This window comes from Ruegeria sp. B11 (genome assembly GCF_056539785.1).
The window spans coordinates 1-18230 of record NZ_JBQFVO010000001.1 but is presented as its reverse complement, the minus strand read 5'-3'; the positions used below and the strand labels follow the sequence as shown (position 1 = coordinate 18230).

General features: G+C 56.0%; 25 protein-coding genes and 1 pseudogene. 14 read left to right on the top strand and 12 right to left on the bottom strand.

From position 1 onward, the window contains the following. Positions 1-213 precede the first annotated feature (213 nt). The 4 genes from ACR0I1_RS00130 to ACR0I1_RS00115 all read left to right on the top strand — a co-directional run bounded on the left by ACR0I1_RS00130 (position 214) and on the right by ACR0I1_RS00115 (position 2718). On the top strand, positions 214-516 hold the full coding sequence (locus tag ACR0I1_RS00130; RefSeq protein WP_010439128.1) for a BufA1 family periplasmic bufferin-type metallophore: 303 nt from the start codon (positions 214-216) through the stop codon (positions 514-516). Between the two features lie 71 nt (positions 517-587). Beyond that, a complete protein-coding gene (gene bufB / locus ACR0I1_RS00125; protein ID WP_480704438.1) occupies positions 588-1445 on the top strand; it encodes an MNIO family bufferin maturase in 858 nt (285 codons plus the stop codon). Then, a complete protein-coding gene (locus ACR0I1_RS00120) occupies positions 1442-2203 on the top strand; it encodes an HvfC/BufC family peptide modification chaperone (protein WP_480704436.1) in 762 nt (253 codons plus the stop codon). Before bufB ends, ACR0I1_RS00120 begins: the two co-directional genes overlap by 4 nt. Then, positions 2200-2718 (top strand): DoxX family membrane protein, encoded by a 519-nt coding sequence (locus ACR0I1_RS00115; RefSeq protein ID WP_170626091.1) that lies wholly within the window; start codon positions 2200-2202, stop codon positions 2716-2718. The genes ACR0I1_RS00120 and ACR0I1_RS00115 overlap by 4 nt, the downstream gene beginning before the upstream one ends. Before the next feature lies 1 nt (position 2719). On the opposite strand, the gene ACR0I1_RS00110 is transcribed toward ACR0I1_RS00115, so the two are convergent. Continuing rightward, positions 2720-3088 (bottom strand): hypothetical protein, encoded by a 369-nt coding sequence (locus ACR0I1_RS00110; protein WP_480704434.1) that lies wholly within the window; start codon positions 3086-3088, stop codon positions 2720-2722. A gap of 42 nt (positions 3089-3130) precedes the next feature. Then, a complete protein-coding gene (locus ACR0I1_RS00105) occupies positions 3131-3448 on the bottom strand; it encodes an arsenate reductase family protein (RefSeq protein WP_170422413.1) in 318 nt (105 codons plus the stop codon). Positions 3449-3662: 214 nt separating this feature from the next. Here ACR0I1_RS00105 and ACR0I1_RS00100 point away from each other — a divergent pair, with 214 nt between their 5' ends. Next, positions 3663-3869, top strand: coding sequence for a cold-shock protein (locus ACR0I1_RS00100; protein WP_008758035.1), 207 nt, complete (start codon positions 3663-3665; stop codon positions 3867-3869). A gap of 115 nt (positions 3870-3984) precedes the next feature. On the opposite strand, the gene thyX is transcribed toward ACR0I1_RS00100, so the two are convergent. Then, complete coding sequence (gene thyX / locus ACR0I1_RS00095) at positions 3985-4896, bottom strand: FAD-dependent thymidylate synthase (RefSeq protein WP_480704432.1); 912 nt, start codon at positions 4894-4896, stop codon at positions 3985-3987. A 177-nt stretch (positions 4897-5073) separates the two neighbouring features. Between thyX and ACR0I1_RS00090 the strand changes: the two genes are divergently transcribed. The 3 genes from ACR0I1_RS00090 to ACR0I1_RS00080 are packed head-to-tail and all read left to right on the top strand — an operon-like array spanning position 5074 to position 6970. Beyond that, on the top strand, positions 5074-5502 hold the full coding sequence (locus tag ACR0I1_RS00090) for a VOC family protein (protein WP_170393645.1): 429 nt from the start codon (positions 5074-5076) through the stop codon (positions 5500-5502). Beyond that, positions 5499-6203 (top strand): DUF1194 domain-containing protein, encoded by a 705-nt coding sequence (locus ACR0I1_RS00085; protein WP_170510742.1) that lies wholly within the window; start codon positions 5499-5501, stop codon positions 6201-6203. The genes ACR0I1_RS00090 and ACR0I1_RS00085 overlap by 4 nt, the downstream gene beginning before the upstream one ends. After that, on the top strand, positions 6200-6970 hold the full coding sequence (locus ACR0I1_RS00080; RefSeq protein WP_480704430.1) for a DUF1194 domain-containing protein: 771 nt from the start codon (positions 6200-6202) through the stop codon (positions 6968-6970). Before ACR0I1_RS00085 ends, ACR0I1_RS00080 begins: the two co-directional genes overlap by 4 nt. Here the strand turns inward: ACR0I1_RS00080 and ACR0I1_RS00075 are convergent. The 3 genes from ACR0I1_RS00075 to ACR0I1_RS00065 all read right to left on the bottom strand — a co-directional run bounded on the left by ACR0I1_RS00075 (position 6917) and on the right by ACR0I1_RS00065 (position 8138). Then, positions 6917-7414 (bottom strand): MarR family winged helix-turn-helix transcriptional regulator, encoded by a 498-nt coding sequence (locus ACR0I1_RS00075; protein WP_170393651.1) that lies wholly within the window; start codon positions 7412-7414, stop codon positions 6917-6919. The two genes, ACR0I1_RS00080 and ACR0I1_RS00075, sit on opposite strands and share 54 nt — an antisense overlap. Positions 7415-7491: 77 nt before the next feature. Further along, entirely contained in the window at positions 7492-7749 is a 258-nt protein-coding gene (locus ACR0I1_RS00070) for a succinate dehydrogenase assembly factor 2 (protein ID WP_170563461.1), read from the bottom strand. Beyond that, complete coding sequence (locus tag ACR0I1_RS00065) at positions 7746-8138, bottom strand: helix-turn-helix domain-containing protein (RefSeq protein WP_170393655.1); 393 nt, start codon at positions 8136-8138, stop codon at positions 7746-7748. Before ACR0I1_RS00065 ends, ACR0I1_RS00070 begins: the two co-directional genes overlap by 4 nt. Positions 8139-8230: 92 nt before the next feature. On the opposite strand from ACR0I1_RS00065, the gene ACR0I1_RS00060 reads away from it, so the two are divergent. Together ACR0I1_RS00060 and ACR0I1_RS00055 are read left to right on the top strand one after the other, a co-directional pair. After that, the gene (locus ACR0I1_RS00060) at positions 8231-9433 is read left to right on the top strand and encodes a pyridoxal phosphate-dependent aminotransferase (RefSeq protein WP_170420989.1); all 1203 of its coding nucleotides are present in this window, start codon (positions 8231-8233) and stop codon (positions 9431-9433) included. A 14-nt stretch (positions 9434-9447) separates the two neighbouring features. After that, the gene (locus ACR0I1_RS00055; RefSeq protein ID WP_170404825.1) at positions 9448-9849 is read left to right on the top strand and encodes a hypothetical protein; all 402 of its coding nucleotides are present in this window, start codon (positions 9448-9450) and stop codon (positions 9847-9849) included. A 4-nt stretch (positions 9850-9853) separates the two neighbouring features. On the opposite strand, the gene ACR0I1_RS00050 is transcribed toward ACR0I1_RS00055, so the two are convergent. The 3 genes from ACR0I1_RS00050 to ACR0I1_RS00040 form a co-directional block, all read right to left on the bottom strand. After that, complete coding sequence (locus ACR0I1_RS00050; RefSeq protein WP_170404822.1) at positions 9854-11218, bottom strand: MATE family efflux transporter; 1365 nt, start codon at positions 11216-11218, stop codon at positions 9854-9856. A gap of 129 nt (positions 11219-11347) precedes the next feature. Then, the gene (ppk2, locus tag ACR0I1_RS00045; RefSeq protein WP_170404818.1) at positions 11348-12277 is read right to left on the bottom strand and encodes a polyphosphate kinase 2; all 930 of its coding nucleotides are present in this window, start codon (positions 12275-12277) and stop codon (positions 11348-11350) included. Positions 12278-12444: 167 nt separating this feature from the next. Then, positions 12445-13053, bottom strand: coding sequence for a carboxymuconolactone decarboxylase family protein (locus ACR0I1_RS00040; RefSeq protein ID WP_480704427.1), 609 nt, complete (start codon positions 13051-13053; stop codon positions 12445-12447). 240 nt (positions 13054-13293) lie between these two features. Between ACR0I1_RS00040 and ACR0I1_RS00035 the strand changes: the two genes are divergently transcribed. The 3 genes from ACR0I1_RS00035 to ACR0I1_RS00025 all read left to right on the top strand — a co-directional run bounded on the left by ACR0I1_RS00035 (position 13294) and on the right by ACR0I1_RS00025 (position 16589). Beyond that, positions 13294-13794 carry an NYN domain-containing protein gene (locus tag ACR0I1_RS00035; RefSeq protein ID WP_170420985.1) on the top strand — a complete coding sequence of 167 codons (501 nt, stop codon included), beginning with the start codon at positions 13294-13296 and terminating at the stop codon, positions 13792-13794. Positions 13795-13944: 150 nt separating this feature from the next. Beyond that, positions 13945-15903 (top strand): DNA topoisomerase IV subunit B, encoded by a 1959-nt coding sequence (parE, locus tag ACR0I1_RS00030; protein WP_170420984.1) that lies wholly within the window; start codon positions 13945-13947, stop codon positions 15901-15903. Beyond that, a complete protein-coding gene (locus ACR0I1_RS00025; protein WP_480704424.1) occupies positions 15900-16589 on the top strand; it encodes a DUF2971 domain-containing protein in 690 nt (229 codons plus the stop codon). Before parE ends, ACR0I1_RS00025 begins: the two co-directional genes overlap by 4 nt. Before the next feature lie 139 nt (positions 16590-16728). On the opposite strand, the gene ACR0I1_RS00020 is transcribed toward ACR0I1_RS00025, so the two are convergent. Further along, positions 16729-16884, bottom strand: coding sequence for a hypothetical protein (locus tag ACR0I1_RS00020; RefSeq protein ID WP_480704423.1), 156 nt, complete (start codon positions 16882-16884; stop codon positions 16729-16731). Positions 16885-16911: 27 nt separating this feature from the next. On the opposite strand from ACR0I1_RS00020, the gene ACR0I1_RS00015 reads away from it, so the two are divergent. Next, the gene (locus tag ACR0I1_RS00015; protein ID WP_480704421.1) at positions 16912-17193 is read left to right on the top strand and encodes a hypothetical protein; all 282 of its coding nucleotides are present in this window, start codon (positions 16912-16914) and stop codon (positions 17191-17193) included. A 59-nt stretch (positions 17194-17252) separates the two neighbouring features. On the opposite strand, the gene ACR0I1_RS00010 is transcribed toward ACR0I1_RS00015, so the two are convergent. Both ACR0I1_RS00010 and ACR0I1_RS00005 read right to left on the bottom strand, forming a co-directional pair. After that, on the bottom strand, positions 17253-18023 hold the full coding sequence (locus ACR0I1_RS00010) for an alpha/beta hydrolase (RefSeq protein ID WP_480704419.1): 771 nt from the start codon (positions 18021-18023) through the stop codon (positions 17253-17255). 58 nt (positions 18024-18081) lie between these two features. After that, positions 18082-18230: pseudogene (locus tag ACR0I1_RS00005) on the bottom strand (iron-containing alcohol dehydrogenase); the annotation flags it as partial.

Genomic DNA, 18230 nt, shown 5'->3' with positions numbered 1-18230 from the left:
AGCAAACCGCTAGAAATCCGGCCCGGTGTTTTGGGCCGGATTGAAACAAATATCATTTTTCAATTCAAAAACAATTTGTTAACGTTCAAGGGTGCATGACGACCTTTGACGGGGTTGTGAGACACGGGCTCGTGAATTCAACTGCTGCCCCTGAACCATTACCTTGTCGTTGTCACAAGCAGACATACGCAGTCATTAACAAGGATTACCAAGATGTCGAACACTGCAAAAACACTGGTTATCGCAAGCGCAGTTGCTGCAGCCGTTTCCGGCGCGGCCACAACCGCAACAGCCCAGGCCAAAGAAAAGTGCTATGGCGTTTCTCTGGCAGGTCAGAACGACTGTGCAGCCGGCCCCGGCACAACTTGCGCGGGCACTTCGACCGTCGACTATCAGGGCAACGCATGGACCCTGGTTGACGCAGGCACCTGCGCCGACATCGAGCTGCCTAAAACAGCAGACGGTGCAGATCGCAAAGGCTCGCTTGAGCCGCTGGAGCGTGACCTGCCTGCATAAGGCTTTTCCGAATGAACCAGAAAGGGCGGGCAGGATCGCCCGCCCTTTCCACGTGATCAGGGGATTTGCAAATGTTGGACAATGCGCTCAGTTCGAACCGGCTGCCTGCAGCACCGGGCGTTGGTTACAAACCACAGCATTTCTCGCAGATTCTTGAACAGGCCAAGCCTGTGGCGTGGCTAGAGATTCATGCCGAAAACTATATGGGCGATGGTGGCAGACCTCTGGCACAACTGCGTCACCTGTCCGAACAATTCCCGATTTCAGTGCATGGTGTCGGGCTGTCGATCGGCGGCGAAACGCCACTTGACCCAGATCACCTGGACCGCCTGAAGCATCTTGTCGGCTGGTTGAACCCGGCCAGCTTTTCGGAGCATTTGGCATGGTCAACCCATGACAGCCACTTCCTGAACGATCTACTTCCTCTGCCCTATACTGATGCCACTCTGGACCGTGTTTGCGACCATATTGATCAGGTGCAAGAGGTGGTCGGGCGGCAAATGCTGTTAGAGAACCCCTCAAGCTATTTGGCTTTCGAGGAAAGCACATGGTCCGAACCTGATTTCTTGCGAGAAATCACCCGGCGCACCGGATGTGTGTTGCTGCTGGACGTGAACAACGTCTTTGTTTCAGCCACCAATCTGGATTTCTCACCGCAGGGCTATGTTGATGCCTACCCGTTGGACCAAGTAGGTGAGATTCACCTGGGCGGTCATGACGAAGACGAAGACGATCATGGGCATCCTTTGCTGATCGACAGCCACGGGCGCGAGGTCGTTGATCCGGTCTGGTCCCTGCTGGACTACGTTCTGGACAAATCCGGCCCCAAACCCCTGTTGATTGAATGGGACACCGATGTGCCAGACTGGCCGGTGTTACGGGCCGAAGCCGAGCGCGCGCAAAAAGCGCTGGATCGCGTGCCCGCATGAGCGTGTCGCAAACGACATTCCACATAGCACTGCTAGATGCCAACAAGCCCATTCCCGATGGGTTGCTGGACGCCGAGGCGCAGCCGGCCGGTCGTCGCTTCAGCGTCTATCGCAACAACGTCGCCGTCTCGCTGACCGAGGCGATGCATCAGGCCTTCCCGGTGATCACAAAACTGCTGGGACCCCAGAATATGGACGGGCTGGCTGGAATATTCTTGCGCCAGCACCCGCCGTCCTCACCCCTGATGATGTTTTATGGCGAGGAATTCCCAAAATTTCTGGAAGGAATGGAGCAGTTGTCGCATCTGGGCTACCTGCCGGATGTTGCCCGTCTGGAACTGGCGCTGCGTAGGGCTTACCACGCCGCTGATCGACAACCCATAGATGCCGAAGCGCTCAGCTTGCCACCGGAAGATTTGATGCAAGCCAAACTGACCCTCGCGCCGTCGGTGCAGGTGTTGCGTTCAAGCTGGCCCGTACATGCGATCTGGCTATATAACACCGAAGAAGGCGCGCCGAAACCTGAGGCGGGCGCTCAGGATACTTTGATCATGCGTCCCGAATACGACCCTGCCCCACACCCATTGCCACCCGGTGGTGCGGCATGGATCGCGCTGATTCAAGATGGCAAATCCATCGGTGAGGCATTTGAATCCACCATGGCCGAAACACCCGAATTTGATCTTGGAACCACTCTGGCACTGCTTTTGCAGGGCGGTGCAATAACTTCTGTGACTATCGAAAGGCTGGACACATGACTGCCCTGATCTCAACTTACAATAATGCGATGGAAAAAGCGGATCACGCGTCCGGTTGGCTGACACCAACCCTGGCTCGGGTGGTCTTTATCGCCGTGTTGTTCGTCTACTACTGGAACTCGGCCACGCTGAAAATCGACGGCTCAATCTTTTCGCCATCGGCCGGAGCCTTCGGTCAGATCTTTCCCAAAGCTGCAGAGGCGGTGCTGTATGATGTGACTCAGATGACCTTTTTCCAGCGGGTCGTCATCTTCTTTGGCACAGTGGCCGAATTTGTCCTGCCTGTGCTTTTGCTGGTCGGCCTGCTGACGCGCCTTGCCGCGCTTGGCATGATCGGATTTGTCTGGGTTCAAACACTGACCGATGTCACCGGACATGGCGTCAAACTGGGCGGCTTGTTCGACAACGCAATTACGTTGATGGATCAGCGCGTGATGTGGACATTCCTGCTGCTGGTGATTGTGATCAACGGCGCGGGTCCGCTGTCTCTGGATCGGTTACTACGCCTGAAGTGACCTAGAAATGTGCCTTGGGCTCGTCCGGTTTTCTTGCGGCGAGCCCAAGCAACCCTGCTACGCCTGCAAAGGCAATCGGGAACATGGTGAAAACGCCGAAGCCAAAGGCATAGTACATCCCAGCCGCAGAAATCAGCAGCAATAAACCCGCAATCAGCGCTCGAGAATGGGCCATCGCCCCGCCAACGATTGCCAACAAAGGCGCCACGATCGAAGCCGTCTGGATCAACTCGGGGTTCTCTACCTGCTCGGCAATGCCTTCGATCTCACCAAACTGGTCGATCAGTTCCACAAAGCCGTAGCCAAAAAAACCGACGATCATCCCGATCAGCCCGGCAATGACGCCTAAAATCATGGCAGCGTTTCGCATTCACAGGTCTCCGCTTGTTGCCCGTGTCACATAAGCAGTTCTTCAGGCAACACCAAGGGCCTGACGGGTTTCAGGCGTCCAGCCCAGATACATCTGACCATTGGATACTATCAGTGGGCGTTTCATCAGGGTCGGATGATCAGCCAACAGCGCGAGCACCGGTCGATTGCGTGTGTCATCATCCAATCCCCGCCAGGTTGTTGATCGCGTATTGAGCAAGGCTTTGCCGAAAGTCTCGTACGCCTCGGACAGCACATTTTCGGGAACCCCTTGTGCGCGGACATCAACGAAAACCGCATCTGGAAGCAGTTTCAATGCCTTACGGCACGTATCGCAAGTTTTTAACCCATATAGCTGCATTATCTAACTAATCCTGTAATCGCTGCAAATTTAGACAAACCCATCAGGCTGCCCCAGTTATTCTTGATTTTTTACTTCACCGTGTAATGTTGAAAAAGGCGAAACACGCGACCCGGGCTGTATCGTGAGGGCGAACAGTGACGTGTGGCGGTTTTGCCAGCCAAGGCCCCCACCAATTTGTGGGACAACTTGTAAGTAGAAGGAGACACGGGAAATGCCAACCGGCACCGTGAAATGGTTTAATACAACCAAAGGCTATGGTTTTATTGCGCCCGACGAAGGGGGCAAAGATGTGTTTGTTCATATCTCGGCCGTAGAACGATCCGGTCTGACCGGACTCGCTGACAATCAGAAAGTCTCGTACGAGTTGCAGGACGGACGTGACGGCCGCCAAATGGCTGCTGATTTGAAGCCGCTGTAAGGCACAGCCCGCCCCGGCGGGAAAGATAAAAGAAGGTTGACGGCCAATTTCAGGCCGTTAACCGCAAACCCTAGTGAACGCGCCCACCTTGGGACGTGCTCGGTTTTCTGTTGAATCAACCCTCTCGGATAACAGCCTCAAACTCACGCCATTCCCGTGCGGTCATGCCTGAGTTTTCCTGAGTGACATCTTCACCGCTGAGCATCCGACGCAAGCAGGTCACCATCTGCGCCGAGAGGTTGACTGCGCCAAGGCGGTAGTCCTCAAACGCGCGGTAGGCAAACGGTACCCAGTCGGCGACAATCTTGCACATGGTATCTGCGTAAACGCGGATTTCGTACTGCGCGTGCGGGTCGGCACGCAGACGCAAGAAGTGGAACAAGTTGTGCAAGTCCACCTTCCAATACCATTGCGTATAAATGTTGGCTGGAAGGTTCATCCGCGCCAGTTCACGCGCAAGCCCTTGCTGGCCGTCCTGACCGATCATCGCCTCGTAGTTGTCATAGCAGCGCGCACTGTCCGCTTTCAGTATCTCCAACACGCGCGCGGCCTCTTCGCCTTGCAATGTGTCTCCACGGCCCTGATTGTTAACCTCGGATTGCGCGGCGACATGTTCGGGTGCCGGGATATAGAACTCTCGATCCAGGATCGAATACCGCGCCGAATATTCGTTCACATTCGCCGTGCGGTGGCGGATCCACTGGCGGGCTACGAATACGGGCAGTTTGACGTGCAACTTGATCTCGCACATTTCAAACGGGGTCGAATGCCAGTGGCGCATCAGATAGCGGATCAGACCTTCATCATTTTGCACCGACTTGGTGCCTTTGCCGTAGGAAACACGCGCGGCCTGACAGATCGCAGCATCGTTGCCCATATAGTCGATAACGCGGACAAATCCGTGATCCAGAACCTGATGCGCCGTGTACAGATGATCTTCCATACCTTCGGCAACGACGCGGCGGGTCGGGCTCGACTGTGCGCGCTGAGCTTCGATCTCGGCCAGTTGGTCGGCAGACAGAGGCATGAAATTATCCTTTCCAGCAATGAGTCGCCGACCACTATATATCGGCAAGCTTGCCATCGGAACCGCGATATGTGCGGCGCATTGCGCTAAATCGGAATTGTGTCCGGCCAGCCCCTCGACATGGGATGAAGGCGCGCTAAGGTGCTTGGCATCACAACCAATGCAAGGAAAGTCGCGATGGGGCTGACATATCTCCACACCATGGTCCGCGTGAAGGATCTTGAGAAATCCATAGCGTTTTATGAACTATTGGGCCTGAAGGAAACGCGTCGTTATGAAAGCGAGGCTGCGCGGTTCACACTGGTATTCCTCGCCCCACCGGGACAAGAGGACGCGCCCATTGAACTTACATACAACTGGGATGGCGACGACGCACTGCCAAGCGACAGCCGCCATTTCGGGCACCTCGCCTATGGCGTCGACAACATTTACGAGACCTGCCAGCATCTTCAGGACAATGGCGTCGTGATCAACCGCCCGCCACGCGACGGGCGTATGGCGTTCGTTCGCTCGCCCGACAATGTCTCGATCGAGTTGCTGCAAAATGGTGAAGCGTTAGCCCCGGCAGAGCCTTGGTCTAGCATGGAAAGCACCGGCCACTGGTGATCCGCTGGCTGGGAGCGCTGGGGCTGGCTGTCACGGGCAGCCCCCTTTGGGCCGAGACCTGCCGCCTGGCGCTGGCGCTGGCCATGGACATCTCGACCTCGGTGGACGCGACCGAGGATGCGCTGCAACGACAGGGGCTGGCCAACGCATTGATTGCGCCCGAGGTGCAGGAGGCTTTCTTCCTTTCACCTCAACCGGTTGCATTAGCCGTCTATGAATGGTCCGGCAGTTTCAACCAGACATTGCTTTTGGATTGGACGATAATCGATACTCGGGCCAATTTGATCTCCGCCGCGCATCGGATCGGGACATCGAAGCGATCGGAAGACGAGTTTCCAACTGCGATGGGTCACGCACTGGCTTTTGGGGCGACCTTGCTGGAGAGCGCCCCGAATTGTCTGTTCCAAACCATCGATATCTCGGGCGATGGCAAGAACAACGATGGCTACGGGCCACAGATCGCTTACAAACACTTTCCGTTCGAAAACACGACCGTGAATGGTCTGGTGATCAATGCAGCTGATTTCGAAGGAGAAATCGACTTGATCCCGTTCTTTCAGAAAAATGTTCTACACGGACCCGGAGCTTTTCTTGAGATCGCCGCTGGGTTCGAAGATTTTGAGCGTGCCATGCGTCGCAAACTGGAACGGGAATTGAAAGGATTGGAACTTAGTGCGTTGCAACCGGATAATGCGAAATGATCCGCCTGTGTGTGACACTTCTTTGCCTGCTGGCCAACCCGCTTTCAGCGCAATGTCGACAGGCCTTGGCGTTGGGAATGGATGTCTCTGGTTCGGTCGACAGTCGTGAGTACAGGTTGCAACTTAGTGGCCTTGCGGCGGCGTTGCGCCATCCCGAGGTGGTTCAACTGATCCTTTCAAACCCGTCCACCTTTGTACGGATCGCTATCTACGAATGGAGCGAACCTGGCCACCAACGCCTCTTGCTTGGTTGGACAGATGTTCGCTCGACTGCTGATCTGCGTCGAATTCAGCAACATTTAGAAAGCACAACACGCTCATCAGCGCCGCAGGGAACGGCGGTCGGGTCGGCCATGTTGTACGGTGCTGAGATGTTGGAGAGCCAAAGCGATTGCTGGCGGCGAACACTGGATCTGTCCGGTGATGGTAAGCACAATCTCGGACATCACCCGCGGGACATAAAAGCCACTCTGCAAAACACTGATATTACAATCAATGCCCTTGTAATCGGTATCGACGACCCCAATCCAGGAGACACCCGCCAGGTAGAAATTGGGGAGCTATCTGCTTATTACCACGCGTGGGTCATCCGAGGCCCCGATGCTTTCGTCGAAGTCGCCCTTGGCTTCGAAGCCTATGAAGATGCGATGACACGTAAACTGATCCGTGAGCTTGAAGGTCTGTCGCTCTCCCAAACTCAGCCATCAAAGCTATCAGTAGATATACCGAATCTGATCGGTCCAATATCGTTCGACCCGACGCAGTGAACCGGTGATCTCTTCAATCCCATCGGTCCCGATCACGCCGCGGTTTTGCAGCCCTTCTGCATGGCGGGCGAACAGGTCTGACACGATATCGCGAATCTCACGCCCACGCGGCGTCAGGCGTACCCGTACCGAGCGGCGGTCAATCTCGCATCGTTGATGGTGCATATAGCCCATCTCGACCAGTTTCTTAAGATTGTAGCTGACATTGCTGCCTTGATAGTAACCACGGCTCTTCAACTCTCCGGCGGTTACTTCATGGTCGCCTATGTTGAACAACAGCAGAGCCTGCACCGCGTTGATCTCAAGTACGCCGACACGCTCGAATTCATCCTTGATAACGTCCAGAAGCAAGCGATGCAGACGCTCGACCAGCGCCAACGCCTCAAGATAGCTCGTCATGAACCCCTTGGTCCCGGGCGCGGTGACCTGTAACTCCATACTCATTCAATCCTCCGATTCATCGCGCTGTTTCTGAAAACATGACGCGAATTCCCGAAAAATCGGTTAAGCCTGATGATTGCTTATTTTTGAAAGGTTTGCGCGATATCCGCGATCAATTCGGCCAGCGGTTCCGGCGGGCTGGCCTGACCAGTGACCCATTGATAAAGGTCCTGATCATTTTCATGCAGCAAGGCATCGTATGTGTCCAATCCCGCCTCGTCCATCGAAGGCAGATTGCGATCGGCATATGCCGTCAGGATCAAATCCATCTCTTTGATGCCCCGCCGCATCGAACGCATTTTCATGCGCTTGATCCGGGTCTCGCGCGGCTCGGTCATTGATTGCGTTCCAATTTCAGACGCAGCGCTTTTTCGACGCGAGCCAGACGCTCGGAGTTGGCTCGCATCTCACCTCGGATCGTGCGTAGCTCTGCAACAAGATCGCGCAATTCCGAGTCCGTATCGCCATGCAGGCTTGTTTCGTCCATGCCGTCGCCCTCGCCCGTCAGAAGCCACATGATCGAGACATTCAGTAGCCCCGCCATCATCGACAGCTTGTTCGCGCGGGGTTCCGACAAATCATCTTCCCACGAGGTGATCGTGGCTTTTTTGACACCAAGCCTGCGGGCCAATTGGGTCTGCGTCATGCCTGCGGCTTCGCGTGCGCCAGCAACGCGATCCCCGAAGGTTGCGGTGTCCGGTCCGAACCAGTCTGTTTCGTCGTTCATCGGGGTCTCCAAAGGGTAAAACTCAATTGGCTTGATCGTTATTTCGGCGCACCCTATGACAGTCGGGCTGAACATACAAACCGAGGCCGACCATGAGTTTCCTGTCTGCGACACTGTCACGCGTAAAACCCTCGCCCACCATCGCGATGACGTCCAAAGCAGCCGAGCTGAAGGCCGCCGGGCGCGATGTGATCGGGCTGAGCGCAGGCGAGCCCGATTTCGACACGCCGCAGAACATCAAGGACGCCGCCGTGGCCGCCATCGCTGCGGGCAAGACCAAATACACTGCTCCGGACGGCATCCCCGAGCTAAAACAGGCGGTTTGCGCCAAGATGAAGCGTGACCACGGATTGGACTATACGCCCGCTCAGGTCTCGGTCGGGACCGGGGGTAAGCAGACGCTTTACAACGCGCTGATGGCTACGCTGAACGAGGGCGATGAGGTCCTCATCCCCGCGCCCTATTGGGTCAGCTACCCGGACATGGTGTTACTGGCCGGTGGCACACCAGTGATCGTCGAAACTTCGCTGCAGACCAATTTCAAACTGACAGCGGATCAACTGGAAGCCGCAATCACACCTAAAACGAAATGGTTCATCTTCAACTCACCCTCGAATCCCACCGGAGCGGGCTATAGCCGGGCTGAACTGAAAGAACTGACAGATGTCCTGATGCGGCATCCGCATGTTTGGGTGATGACCGATGATATGTATGAGCACCTGGCCTATGACGGGTTCGAGTTCTGCACGCCCGCACAGGTGGAACCGAGACTTTATGATCGGACGCTGACCTGCAATGGCGTCTCCAAAGCCTATGCCATGACCGGTTGGCGTATTGGCTATGCGGCAGGCCCGGTCGAGTTGATCGCCGCGATGCGCAAGGTGCAATCTCAATCAACTTCGAATCCCAGTTCGGTCAGCCAATGGGCAGCAGTCGAGGCTCTGAATGGAACTCAAGCATTCCTTGCGCCGAATAATGAGATCTTCAAACGCCGTCGCGATCTGGTCGTCGACATGCTCAGCCAAATCGACGGTATCTCGTGCCCGACACCCGAAGGCGCGTTCTACGTCTATCCATCAATCGCAGGCTTGATCGGGAAAACCACACCCGCGGGCACCGTGATAGATTCGGACGAAACCTTCGCAATCGCCCTGCTGGAAGAGGCCGACGTGGCGGTGGTGTTTGGCGCAGCTTTTGGTCTGTCGCCCAATTTCCGCGTCAGCTATGCGACCTCTGATGAAGCCCTGACTGAAGCCTGCACACGCATCCAACGTTTTTGCGCCGCGCTCACCTGATTCCGGAGTTTGTTATGTCCACAGCCCTGCCTGAATACTATTTCCGCGTGCGCGAAAATGGGGCAGCGGTGTTCAGGATCGACACGGAAAACCGCCATCGCCGGATCGAGATGGAACAGATCGCGGTCATCAACATCCGCAATGGCGAGGTCAAACCGCAGGGCCAGCGTGTACTAAGCGACGCCGACAACGATGAAATCGCGCGCTGGATGGAAGAGCGCAAAGCCCTGCTATCCCGCCGCGATATGGATGATATACACCGTGCGGTTGACTACCTGAATCTGACCACGCAATGGGCCCAGTCTAAAGCAACGGATGCGCAATTAGAGGACGTGACCGACCCATTGCTAATGGCAATGCACGACTTGCGGTCGGTACTTGTTCGAAAGAAATCCGACCGGATGAGCAAAGAATGATCCCCTAGGCGGGAACTTCTCCTACATCGCGCACCGACCTTAGCCAGAAGCGCGCCATCAACAATACGGCAGCACAAGCGAGGCCAATCACGAGGCCAAGCCAGACTCCGATCCCCTCCATACCTTGAACAAAGCCGAAATAGTACGAAGCGGGGATACCGATCACCCAATAGCTGAGTGCGGCCATCACCATCGGTATTTTTGCATCCTGCAAACCTCGCAACAGGCCTAGTGCGATGACCTGCGCCCCATCGACCAGCTGGAACAAAGCAGCCATCGCCAGCAGGCCAGTGCCGATTAGCAGGATCTGTGGCCGCTGCGGATCATCGGCCTCCATAAACAGCGAGATCAGGGGCTCAGCGCATGTCAGGAATAGAACAATCGTCAAGACCGACACGATCAACGACATCCCGGTCACCGTAATCGCGCCTTTCTCAAGATGCGCCCGATCCCGTCGACCCAACGCGTTGCCCGCCCGAATAGTTGCCACATTAGACAGGCCCAAATGAACCATGAACGTCGCCGAGGCGAGGTTTAACGCAATCCCGTGAGCTGCCAGCGGCACTGGACCCAACCAGCCCATCATGACAGCAGAGATCGCGAACAACGACACCTCCGCCAGTGTCGTCAGACCGATGGGAACGCCCAAACGCAGCACGCTCATGAACATCTCCCAATCCGGGCGCCAAAACCGCTGAAACAAGCTGTGTTCCGGCAACGCACGCACCGCATAGATCACGACCGCCACCAATGATACGATCTGCGTCACCACTGACGCGATAGCCGCACCAATCACCCCAAGTTCGGGCGCGCCCCAGTTTCCGAAGATCAGCGCATAGTTGGTCACGCCATTGACCACAGCTGCAACAATCGTGATCCACAGCACAATCTGCGTCCGCTCAAGTGCGGCCAAATAGGACTTCAGGACCATCACCAACAGCGCCGGGAACAAGCCCCACCCCGCGACCCGCAGGTATACTGACGCAGTTTCAGCAACTTGCGGCTCTTGCTTCAAAGCAATCAGGATCGGATGGGACCACCACAAAAGGGGCATCATCACCGTCGCATAGATCAGTGATAGCCACAGACCCATGCGAGTGGAGCGGCGAATGCTGGTCTCATTCTCCTCGGCGGCAGCGGTCGCCACCATTGGCATTACGGCCCACCCAAACCCGGCACCAAACAGGAACAGGACGAAGTAATAGCTGTTGGCCAGCGTCACGGCAGCCAACGCCTCGACCCCGTACCAGCCCAGCATGACTGTATCGGTCAAACCAATCGCATACTGTGCCAGATGCCCGCCAATCAATGGCAGGCCCAGCACCGCGATTGCGCGCAAATGGCCGGGATATGTCATCACCTTGTTCATTCCGCCAGCCTTAGGCTTGCGCGCTGCCCGAGACAAGAGCGGAACAAACTTATTTCATAATGAGACTAACGAGAACAAAGCGACGCAAGCCATCACCTTTGGTGCAACGGCTTTACAGTTTATCGATTTTCAGCCGATCTTCGCGTCAGGATGCAGCGCTGTCCCCAGAATATGGTCCGAGTTATGAATTACGTGATGCGCCTGCCCAACTATCAACGGATCAGGCTCACCAACGATCCTGAGGTCTTTGTCCGGGTAGTCCAGCGTCGACAGGAAATGCCGCATGCAGTTCAGACGCGCGCGTTTCTTGTCGTTGGATTTGACAATCGTCCAGGGCGCATCAGCGGTGTCGGTGTAGAAGAACATCGCCTCTTTCGCCTCGGTATAATCATCCCATTTGCTCAGGCTAGCCTTGTCAATCGGTGACAGTTTCCATTGCTTCAACGGATCAGTTTCACGACTCCCAAAGCGCCGCTGCTGTTCTTCCTGCGTGACCGAGAACCAGTACTTGTAAAGCTGAATGCCCGAGCGCACCAGCATCCGCTCCAACTCGGGCGTCTGCCGCATGAATTCCAGATACTCATTGGGTGAGCAGAAGCCCATCACCCGCTCGACGCCCGCACGGTTGTACCAGGACCGATCATAAAACACCATCTCGCCCACGGTGGGCAGCTGCTGCACATAACGCTGGTAATACCACTGCCCCTTCTCCTCATCCGTCGGCTTGTTCAATGCGACCACACGCGCCTGACGCGGGTTCAGATGCTCCATGAACCGCTTGATGGTCCCACCCTTGCCGGCGGCGTCGCGGCCCTCGAACAACAGCACAAACCGCTGCCCGGTCTCCTGCGCCCACAATTGAACCTTCAGCAACTCTGCCTGCAGCTCGGCCTTTTGCGCCTCGTAATCCTTGCGTGCCATTTTGCGGCCATAGGGGTACTTGCCGCTCTCGAAAGCTTGCCGGATTTTCTCGGATGTTGGTGCCGAGGCATCCGCCTTCAGGTCAGTTACAGCTTTGATCTGCGATGATTTTTGTTTGATCTGGGGTGCCGCATCCATACATGTTCTCCTCGGTTTCACTGTCGAGGAGATGCTTAGCCGATTGTCACATGGCGCGCTTTGATTGGTGTCAAATTGACATAGGTTTTATCGGGGCGTCAAAGAACAGGCCTATGCCCGTTCTTTACATGACCCCTAAATACATAGGGGAGCGGCCAGCCCCGCACTTACCGATGTCCCCAATCATCAGGATTGTCCGAGTTGTTCGGCGACAAGCCCAAAACGTCTCCGTCAGTCGAACACCCCAACCCCAAAACGGTTCTGTTCGCATAGGAGAAATACGAACACACCTGATTGATCTCAAGAATCTCGCCATCTTCCCACCCCGCCTCTCGCAGAGCGATCACATACGCCTCAGTCAGATCGCCGGGTGCCTCGGTCAGCTTGCGCGCATATCTCATCGCTTCGACCTGTGCCGCGTCCAGCGGGGCCGAGGCCGGATCACGCGCCTCAATCGCCGCACGGATCGCATTGCCGCGCACCTCATCATGCAGCAACCGCTGCAATCCGGAAAAGTGATGTTCTACGCAATATCCACACTTGTTCAGAGAGCTGACCCACACGCCCAACACCTCAAGAAACCACTTCGGTATCTTGTTGCCCGAGTGATGCAGTACGGCCTTATACATCGCCATATGGCCTTCCATCGAATGCGGCCGCAGACTGTGCGCCATCATGATATTGTCCACATTGTTGTCCGGCCCGGTGACCCGGTCATAAAGCCTCCTCAGCTTTCCCGTCGCCTCTTCGAATGGAATGGTTCTGATCCAGCTCAATTCTTCTGCTCCCTAATTTCTGCTTCCGGAACAAAGCCTAAACGGGATTTCGAAACATGACGAGACCTTGGAAAGCTCGCGGTTTAATATCAATCTGTTTTGCATCACTGATATATGCTGGGCAGCCACCCCTACTGTCTGCTACGTCCCTATTGAAACAACTTTCTGACCAAAGACTTTTCAACTGTGTGCCCTCTCATCTGTATTTTTGCCCTGTCTTGTTTTGGCTCTGCTATAGCTATGTTCAATCCAGCGTTCTCAGATTGGTTATTGCTGACAGGACCGTGCGCATTGGCAAGTTTGCTGCTGCTGTTCGGAAAAAGGCTACGCCGGCTCAAAACTTCAAAAAACTGGGCTGTCGTCGATGGATCAAATGTTTTGCACTGGAAAGGCGGTGTTCCTAATATCGCCACAGTGCGCGAGGTTGTCGACGAGTTGAAGACAAAGGGGCGGACACCGGGCGTCGTCTTTGATGCCAATGTAGGATACAAAATCTCAGATCGCTATATGAACGACAGTTCCCTTGCGGCTTTGCTTGGGTTGCCATGCAGCCACGTGATGGTTGCGCCGAAGGGTACTCCTGCCGACCCGCTAGTCCTTCAGGTAGCGCGGGATCTCGGCGCTGCTATCGTCACAAATGACCGGTTCCGTGATTGGGATGACGAATATTCGGATGTGCTTGAGAAAAGTTCTCTTGTTCGAGGTGGCTTTAAAGACAAAACTCTCTGGCTGTCATTGTAGTCTGTCATTGTAAACGCGCTGCAATACAGCGCTGAAATTCGCTCCGGTTCCGGTGACCCCGACAAACCGGATACAACACCTCGCGTCCCTCTTCCCCCGGACCACATCACCTGCCATAATGGGGGAAACTCAAAAACAAGAGCAGCACCCATGCCCGACGATCTGTTGACGCCAGAAGCGACCTCCACCTATGACGCCTCGTCCATCGAGGTGCTGGAAGGTCTGGAACCGGTCCGCAAACGCCCCGGCATGTATATTGGCGGCACCGATGAGCGTGCATTGCACCACATGGTGGCCGAAATCCTCGACAACTCGATGGACGAAGCGGTCGCGGGCCATGCCAACCGGATCGAGGTCGAGCTGCACGCAGATTACGCCCTGACCGTTCGTGACAACGGGCGCGGCATTCCGATCGACCCGCATCCCAAGTTCCCCGACAAGTCGGCACTTGAAGTGATCCTCTGTACCCTGCACGCAGGCGGTAAATTCTCGGGCAAGGCGTATCAGACTTCGGGCGGTCTGCACGGTGTGGGTGCATCGGTGGTGAATGCCCTGTCGGATTCGATGGTCGTGCAGGTGGCACGCGACAAACAGCTATTCGAACAACGCTTCTCGCGCGGTATCCCTCTAGGTCCGGTGGAAAAAGTAGGCGCAGCGCCCAACCGGCGCGGTACAACCGTCACGTTCCACGCCGACGCGGACATCTTCGGCCACCACAAATTCAAACCCGCGCGCCTATTCAAATCCATCCGCTCCAAGGCCTATCTGTTCTCGGGCGTCGAAATCCGCTGGAAATCTGCCATCGACGACGGCGAAACCCCGACCGAGGCCACCTTTCACTTCCCCGGCGGCCTGTCGGACTATCTGAAGGAGACGATGAACGGCTCGTCGACCTATGCCGAGCAGCCCTTTGCTGGCACCGTGGACTTTAACGAGAAGTTCGGCACCCCCGGCAAAGTCGAATGGGCGATCAACTGGACGCCTTCACGCGACGGGTTCATCCAGTCCTACTGTAACACTGTCCCCACCCCCGAAGGCGGCACACATGTCGCCGGTTTCTGGGCTGCGGTCCTCAAGGGGATCAAGGCCTATGGCGAGCTGATCAATAACAAGAAAGCAGGTCAGATCACCCGTGACGACCTGATCACCGGCGGCTGCGCGCTGGTGTCCTGCTTTATCTCGGAACCGGAATTCGTCGGCCAAACCAAAGACCGCCTCGCCACAGTCGAGGCGCAGCGGCTGGTCGAAAACTCGGTCCGCGACCATTTCGATAACTGGCTGGCGGCTGATACGAAATCCGCCGGGGCGATCCTCGACTTCCTCATCCTGAGGGCCGAAGAACGCCTGCGCCGACGGGCCGAGAAGGAAACACAACGCAAGTCCGCCACTAAGAAACTTCGTCTCCCCGGCAAGTTGGTGGACTGTAGTAGTTCAACACGGGACGGCACGGAATTATTCATCGTCGAGGGCGACTCGGCCGGTGGCTCCGCCAAGATGGGCCGTGACCGCAAAACACAGGCCCTGCTGCCCCTGCGCGGCAAGATTCTGAACGTGCTGGGCGCGGCCAGTTCCAAGCTGGGTACCAATGCCGAAATCAACGACCTGACCCAAGCGCTGGGTGTGGGGCTTGGCACCAAGTTCAATGTCGACGACCTGCGTTATGACAAGATTATCATCATGACCGACGCGGATGTGGACGGGGCGCATATCGCCTCGCTGCTGATGACGTTCTTCTTCACGCAGATGCGCCCGATGATCGACGCGGGCCACCTCTATCTGGCCTGCCCGCCCCTCTACCGCCTGACCCAAGGCGCCAAGCGCGTCTATTGTCTGGACGAGGCCGAGCGCGACGAATGGCTTGAAAAAGGTCTGGGCGGCAAAGGCAAGATCGACGTCTCACGCTTCAAAGGTCTGGGCGAAATGGACGCCAAGGACCTGAAAGAGACCACAATGGACCCGGCCTCGCGCAAGCTGATCCGCGTCACCATCGACGAGGACGAACCCGGCGAGACCGGCGACCTGGTCGAGCGCCTGATGGGCAAAAAACCCGAACTGCGGTTCCAGTATATTCAAGAGAACGCGCGGTTTGTGGAGGAGTTGGATGTTTGAGTGAACCCAAACGTCTTTACAATTTCACGGGCCCAGAACATGCCCTTGATAATGTTGTAAGGCGTCGCCTAAAGCTTTCCTTCCCCAATGAAGTGAATGATATCTTCGAGATGAAGCCATTCGACTTTGGCGACAATCGAAAAGCACGAATAGCATGGGGCAAGACTATCGATCAATTCTCGCAAGAACGAGGATTCATCTCGTTTAGCAGCGAGTGGTGCCTCCCAACTATGTGGGGCCATTACGCTCGGAATCATAAGGGGGTTTGCTTTGGGTTTGATGTCACAGGCGACGTTGTTCCTATGAATTACGTAGGCGACTTCATTCCATTTAATCCCGACGCCTTACTGAACTTTGACACTCTAGAGAAGTTCGTTGATCATGCTCGATTTACAAAAAGCGAGCATTGGGAATACGAGAATGAATGGAGGGCATACGTCGAACTGACGCCCAAAGAAAAGGATCTAAAGGCGCGTGGGGCGAACCTATTTTTCCATCCATTTGGGCAAGAGTTAAGGCTGCGTGAAATTATTTTCGGTGCCAATTCACTTCTAGATTTCGATCAGTTTGAAAGCGCCTTGAAGGGCTATGACGGCGTTGAAATAAAAAAAGCCAGAGCGTCCTTTAGGGGATTCAAAATTGTTGAGCAACTGTCTTTTAGCCACAGAAAATTGAGGTCGAGTTAGAGAGCACGCTAACCCCTAACCAGTAAAAATGTGGCCTTAGCAAAGTGCTTTTACCTGCAATCAGAGACATGACTGAAACCCTCGCACCCGCCCATGGGGAGGGTCGGGCGTGTGCTTGATGCTTTGCATCAAGCAACTGTTAGATTGCAAGGTGATCCCACCCCGCAGGCCGGGATTCAGCCCGGCACACCGCAACACCCTTGCCTAACCCGTTGATCTCGTTCACACTTACCCCCAACCCGTCATCCAAGAACGACCCCTGAGGTTCCGAGCGTCCAAGACCCAATTTAACCACGAACAATTTTCCGAACGGGAGGACGACATGAAAACACTTACCCTCGGGCTGGCCCTGACCCTGCTGGCCTCGGCGGCCCCCGCGCAGCAGATGCTCAGCACTGCATCGCCCATTCCAGACGGGGCCGAGACGCGGTTTTGCTACTATGACGGCATGGCCTATTCGCCAGACGCCTTCATCCTGCTGACCGGTGACAACACCGTAACCTCAACCATCAGCACGCGCGAGGAACGCTTGCTGCGGTGTCATCGCAATGACGATGGCTCTCTGACCTGGAAACCGCAGAGCACGTTTCAAACCAACAACTGACGTAGGATGGGTTTCCAACCCATCAAATCGGCGCGGGAGCGATGGGGTGAAACCCCATCCTACCCCAGCTTCTGATCCAGCCAGTCTGCAATCTGTTCGGCTGGCCGTTCCCAGCCCGGTTCCATGAACAGAAAATGCGCGTGGTTCTCGACGGGCAGAAAGGTCGCGCGATCTCCGTAGAGTTTCGCCAGCGCACGGCAGGTGTTGGGGTTCACGGCTCGATCCTCGGTGCCTGAAACGATCAGCACCGGGCAATCGACCTTGTCGATGTCCACCTTCATCGCGTGGTGGTCATCGAACATCCAGAAGAACATCTCGAACATCACCCGCCCGCTTTCGGGGCCGAGTTGGTCATACACCTCATGCTGCTGCGCCTCGGGCATCTTGTTGAGCGCAAAGGGGGCCATCAGGTCGAAATCGACCCGCATGGGCTGTTTCCAGAACGCCCCACCCTCCATCAACGCGCGCGGCACAGCGCGTTCGTCGTCGGTTTCCGGCAATGTGCCCCAAGCCGCGTTTGGGTTGATCAGGACAATTGCGCTGGCCACCCCCCGAGACGCCACCTTCTGCGCCACTACCCCCGCAATGGCATGGCCCAGTAGAACAGGTTTGCTCTCCAACCCCTGCACGAAGTCTGCAATGTCATTGGCGTAATCTAGGACGCTTGTGTCGGTGAGGCCGGGATCGGGATCTGCCTTGGGGTCGCCACCATGATAGCGTAGCGCGGGCGCATGCACCGTCCAGCCACGTGCACGAAAGAAGCCCGCATAATCCTCCATACACCACGGTCCGGCAAAAGCACCGTGGATCAGAACAATCTCTTTCGTCATGAAAATCTCCCTCACCTCCGACCAGTATGAGAGGTGAGGGATGGGTTCGGCAAGCCTGTCAGTGTGCTGCGTTGAAGAGCGTTGTCAGGTTTTCTTCGGTCAATTCGATCGGATTCCCTCCGCATGAGGGGTCGATGATAGCGCCTTGGACCAGTTCGGGGATGGCGGCTTTGGTGACGCCGAGGTCGGAGAGTTTGCGGGGGATGG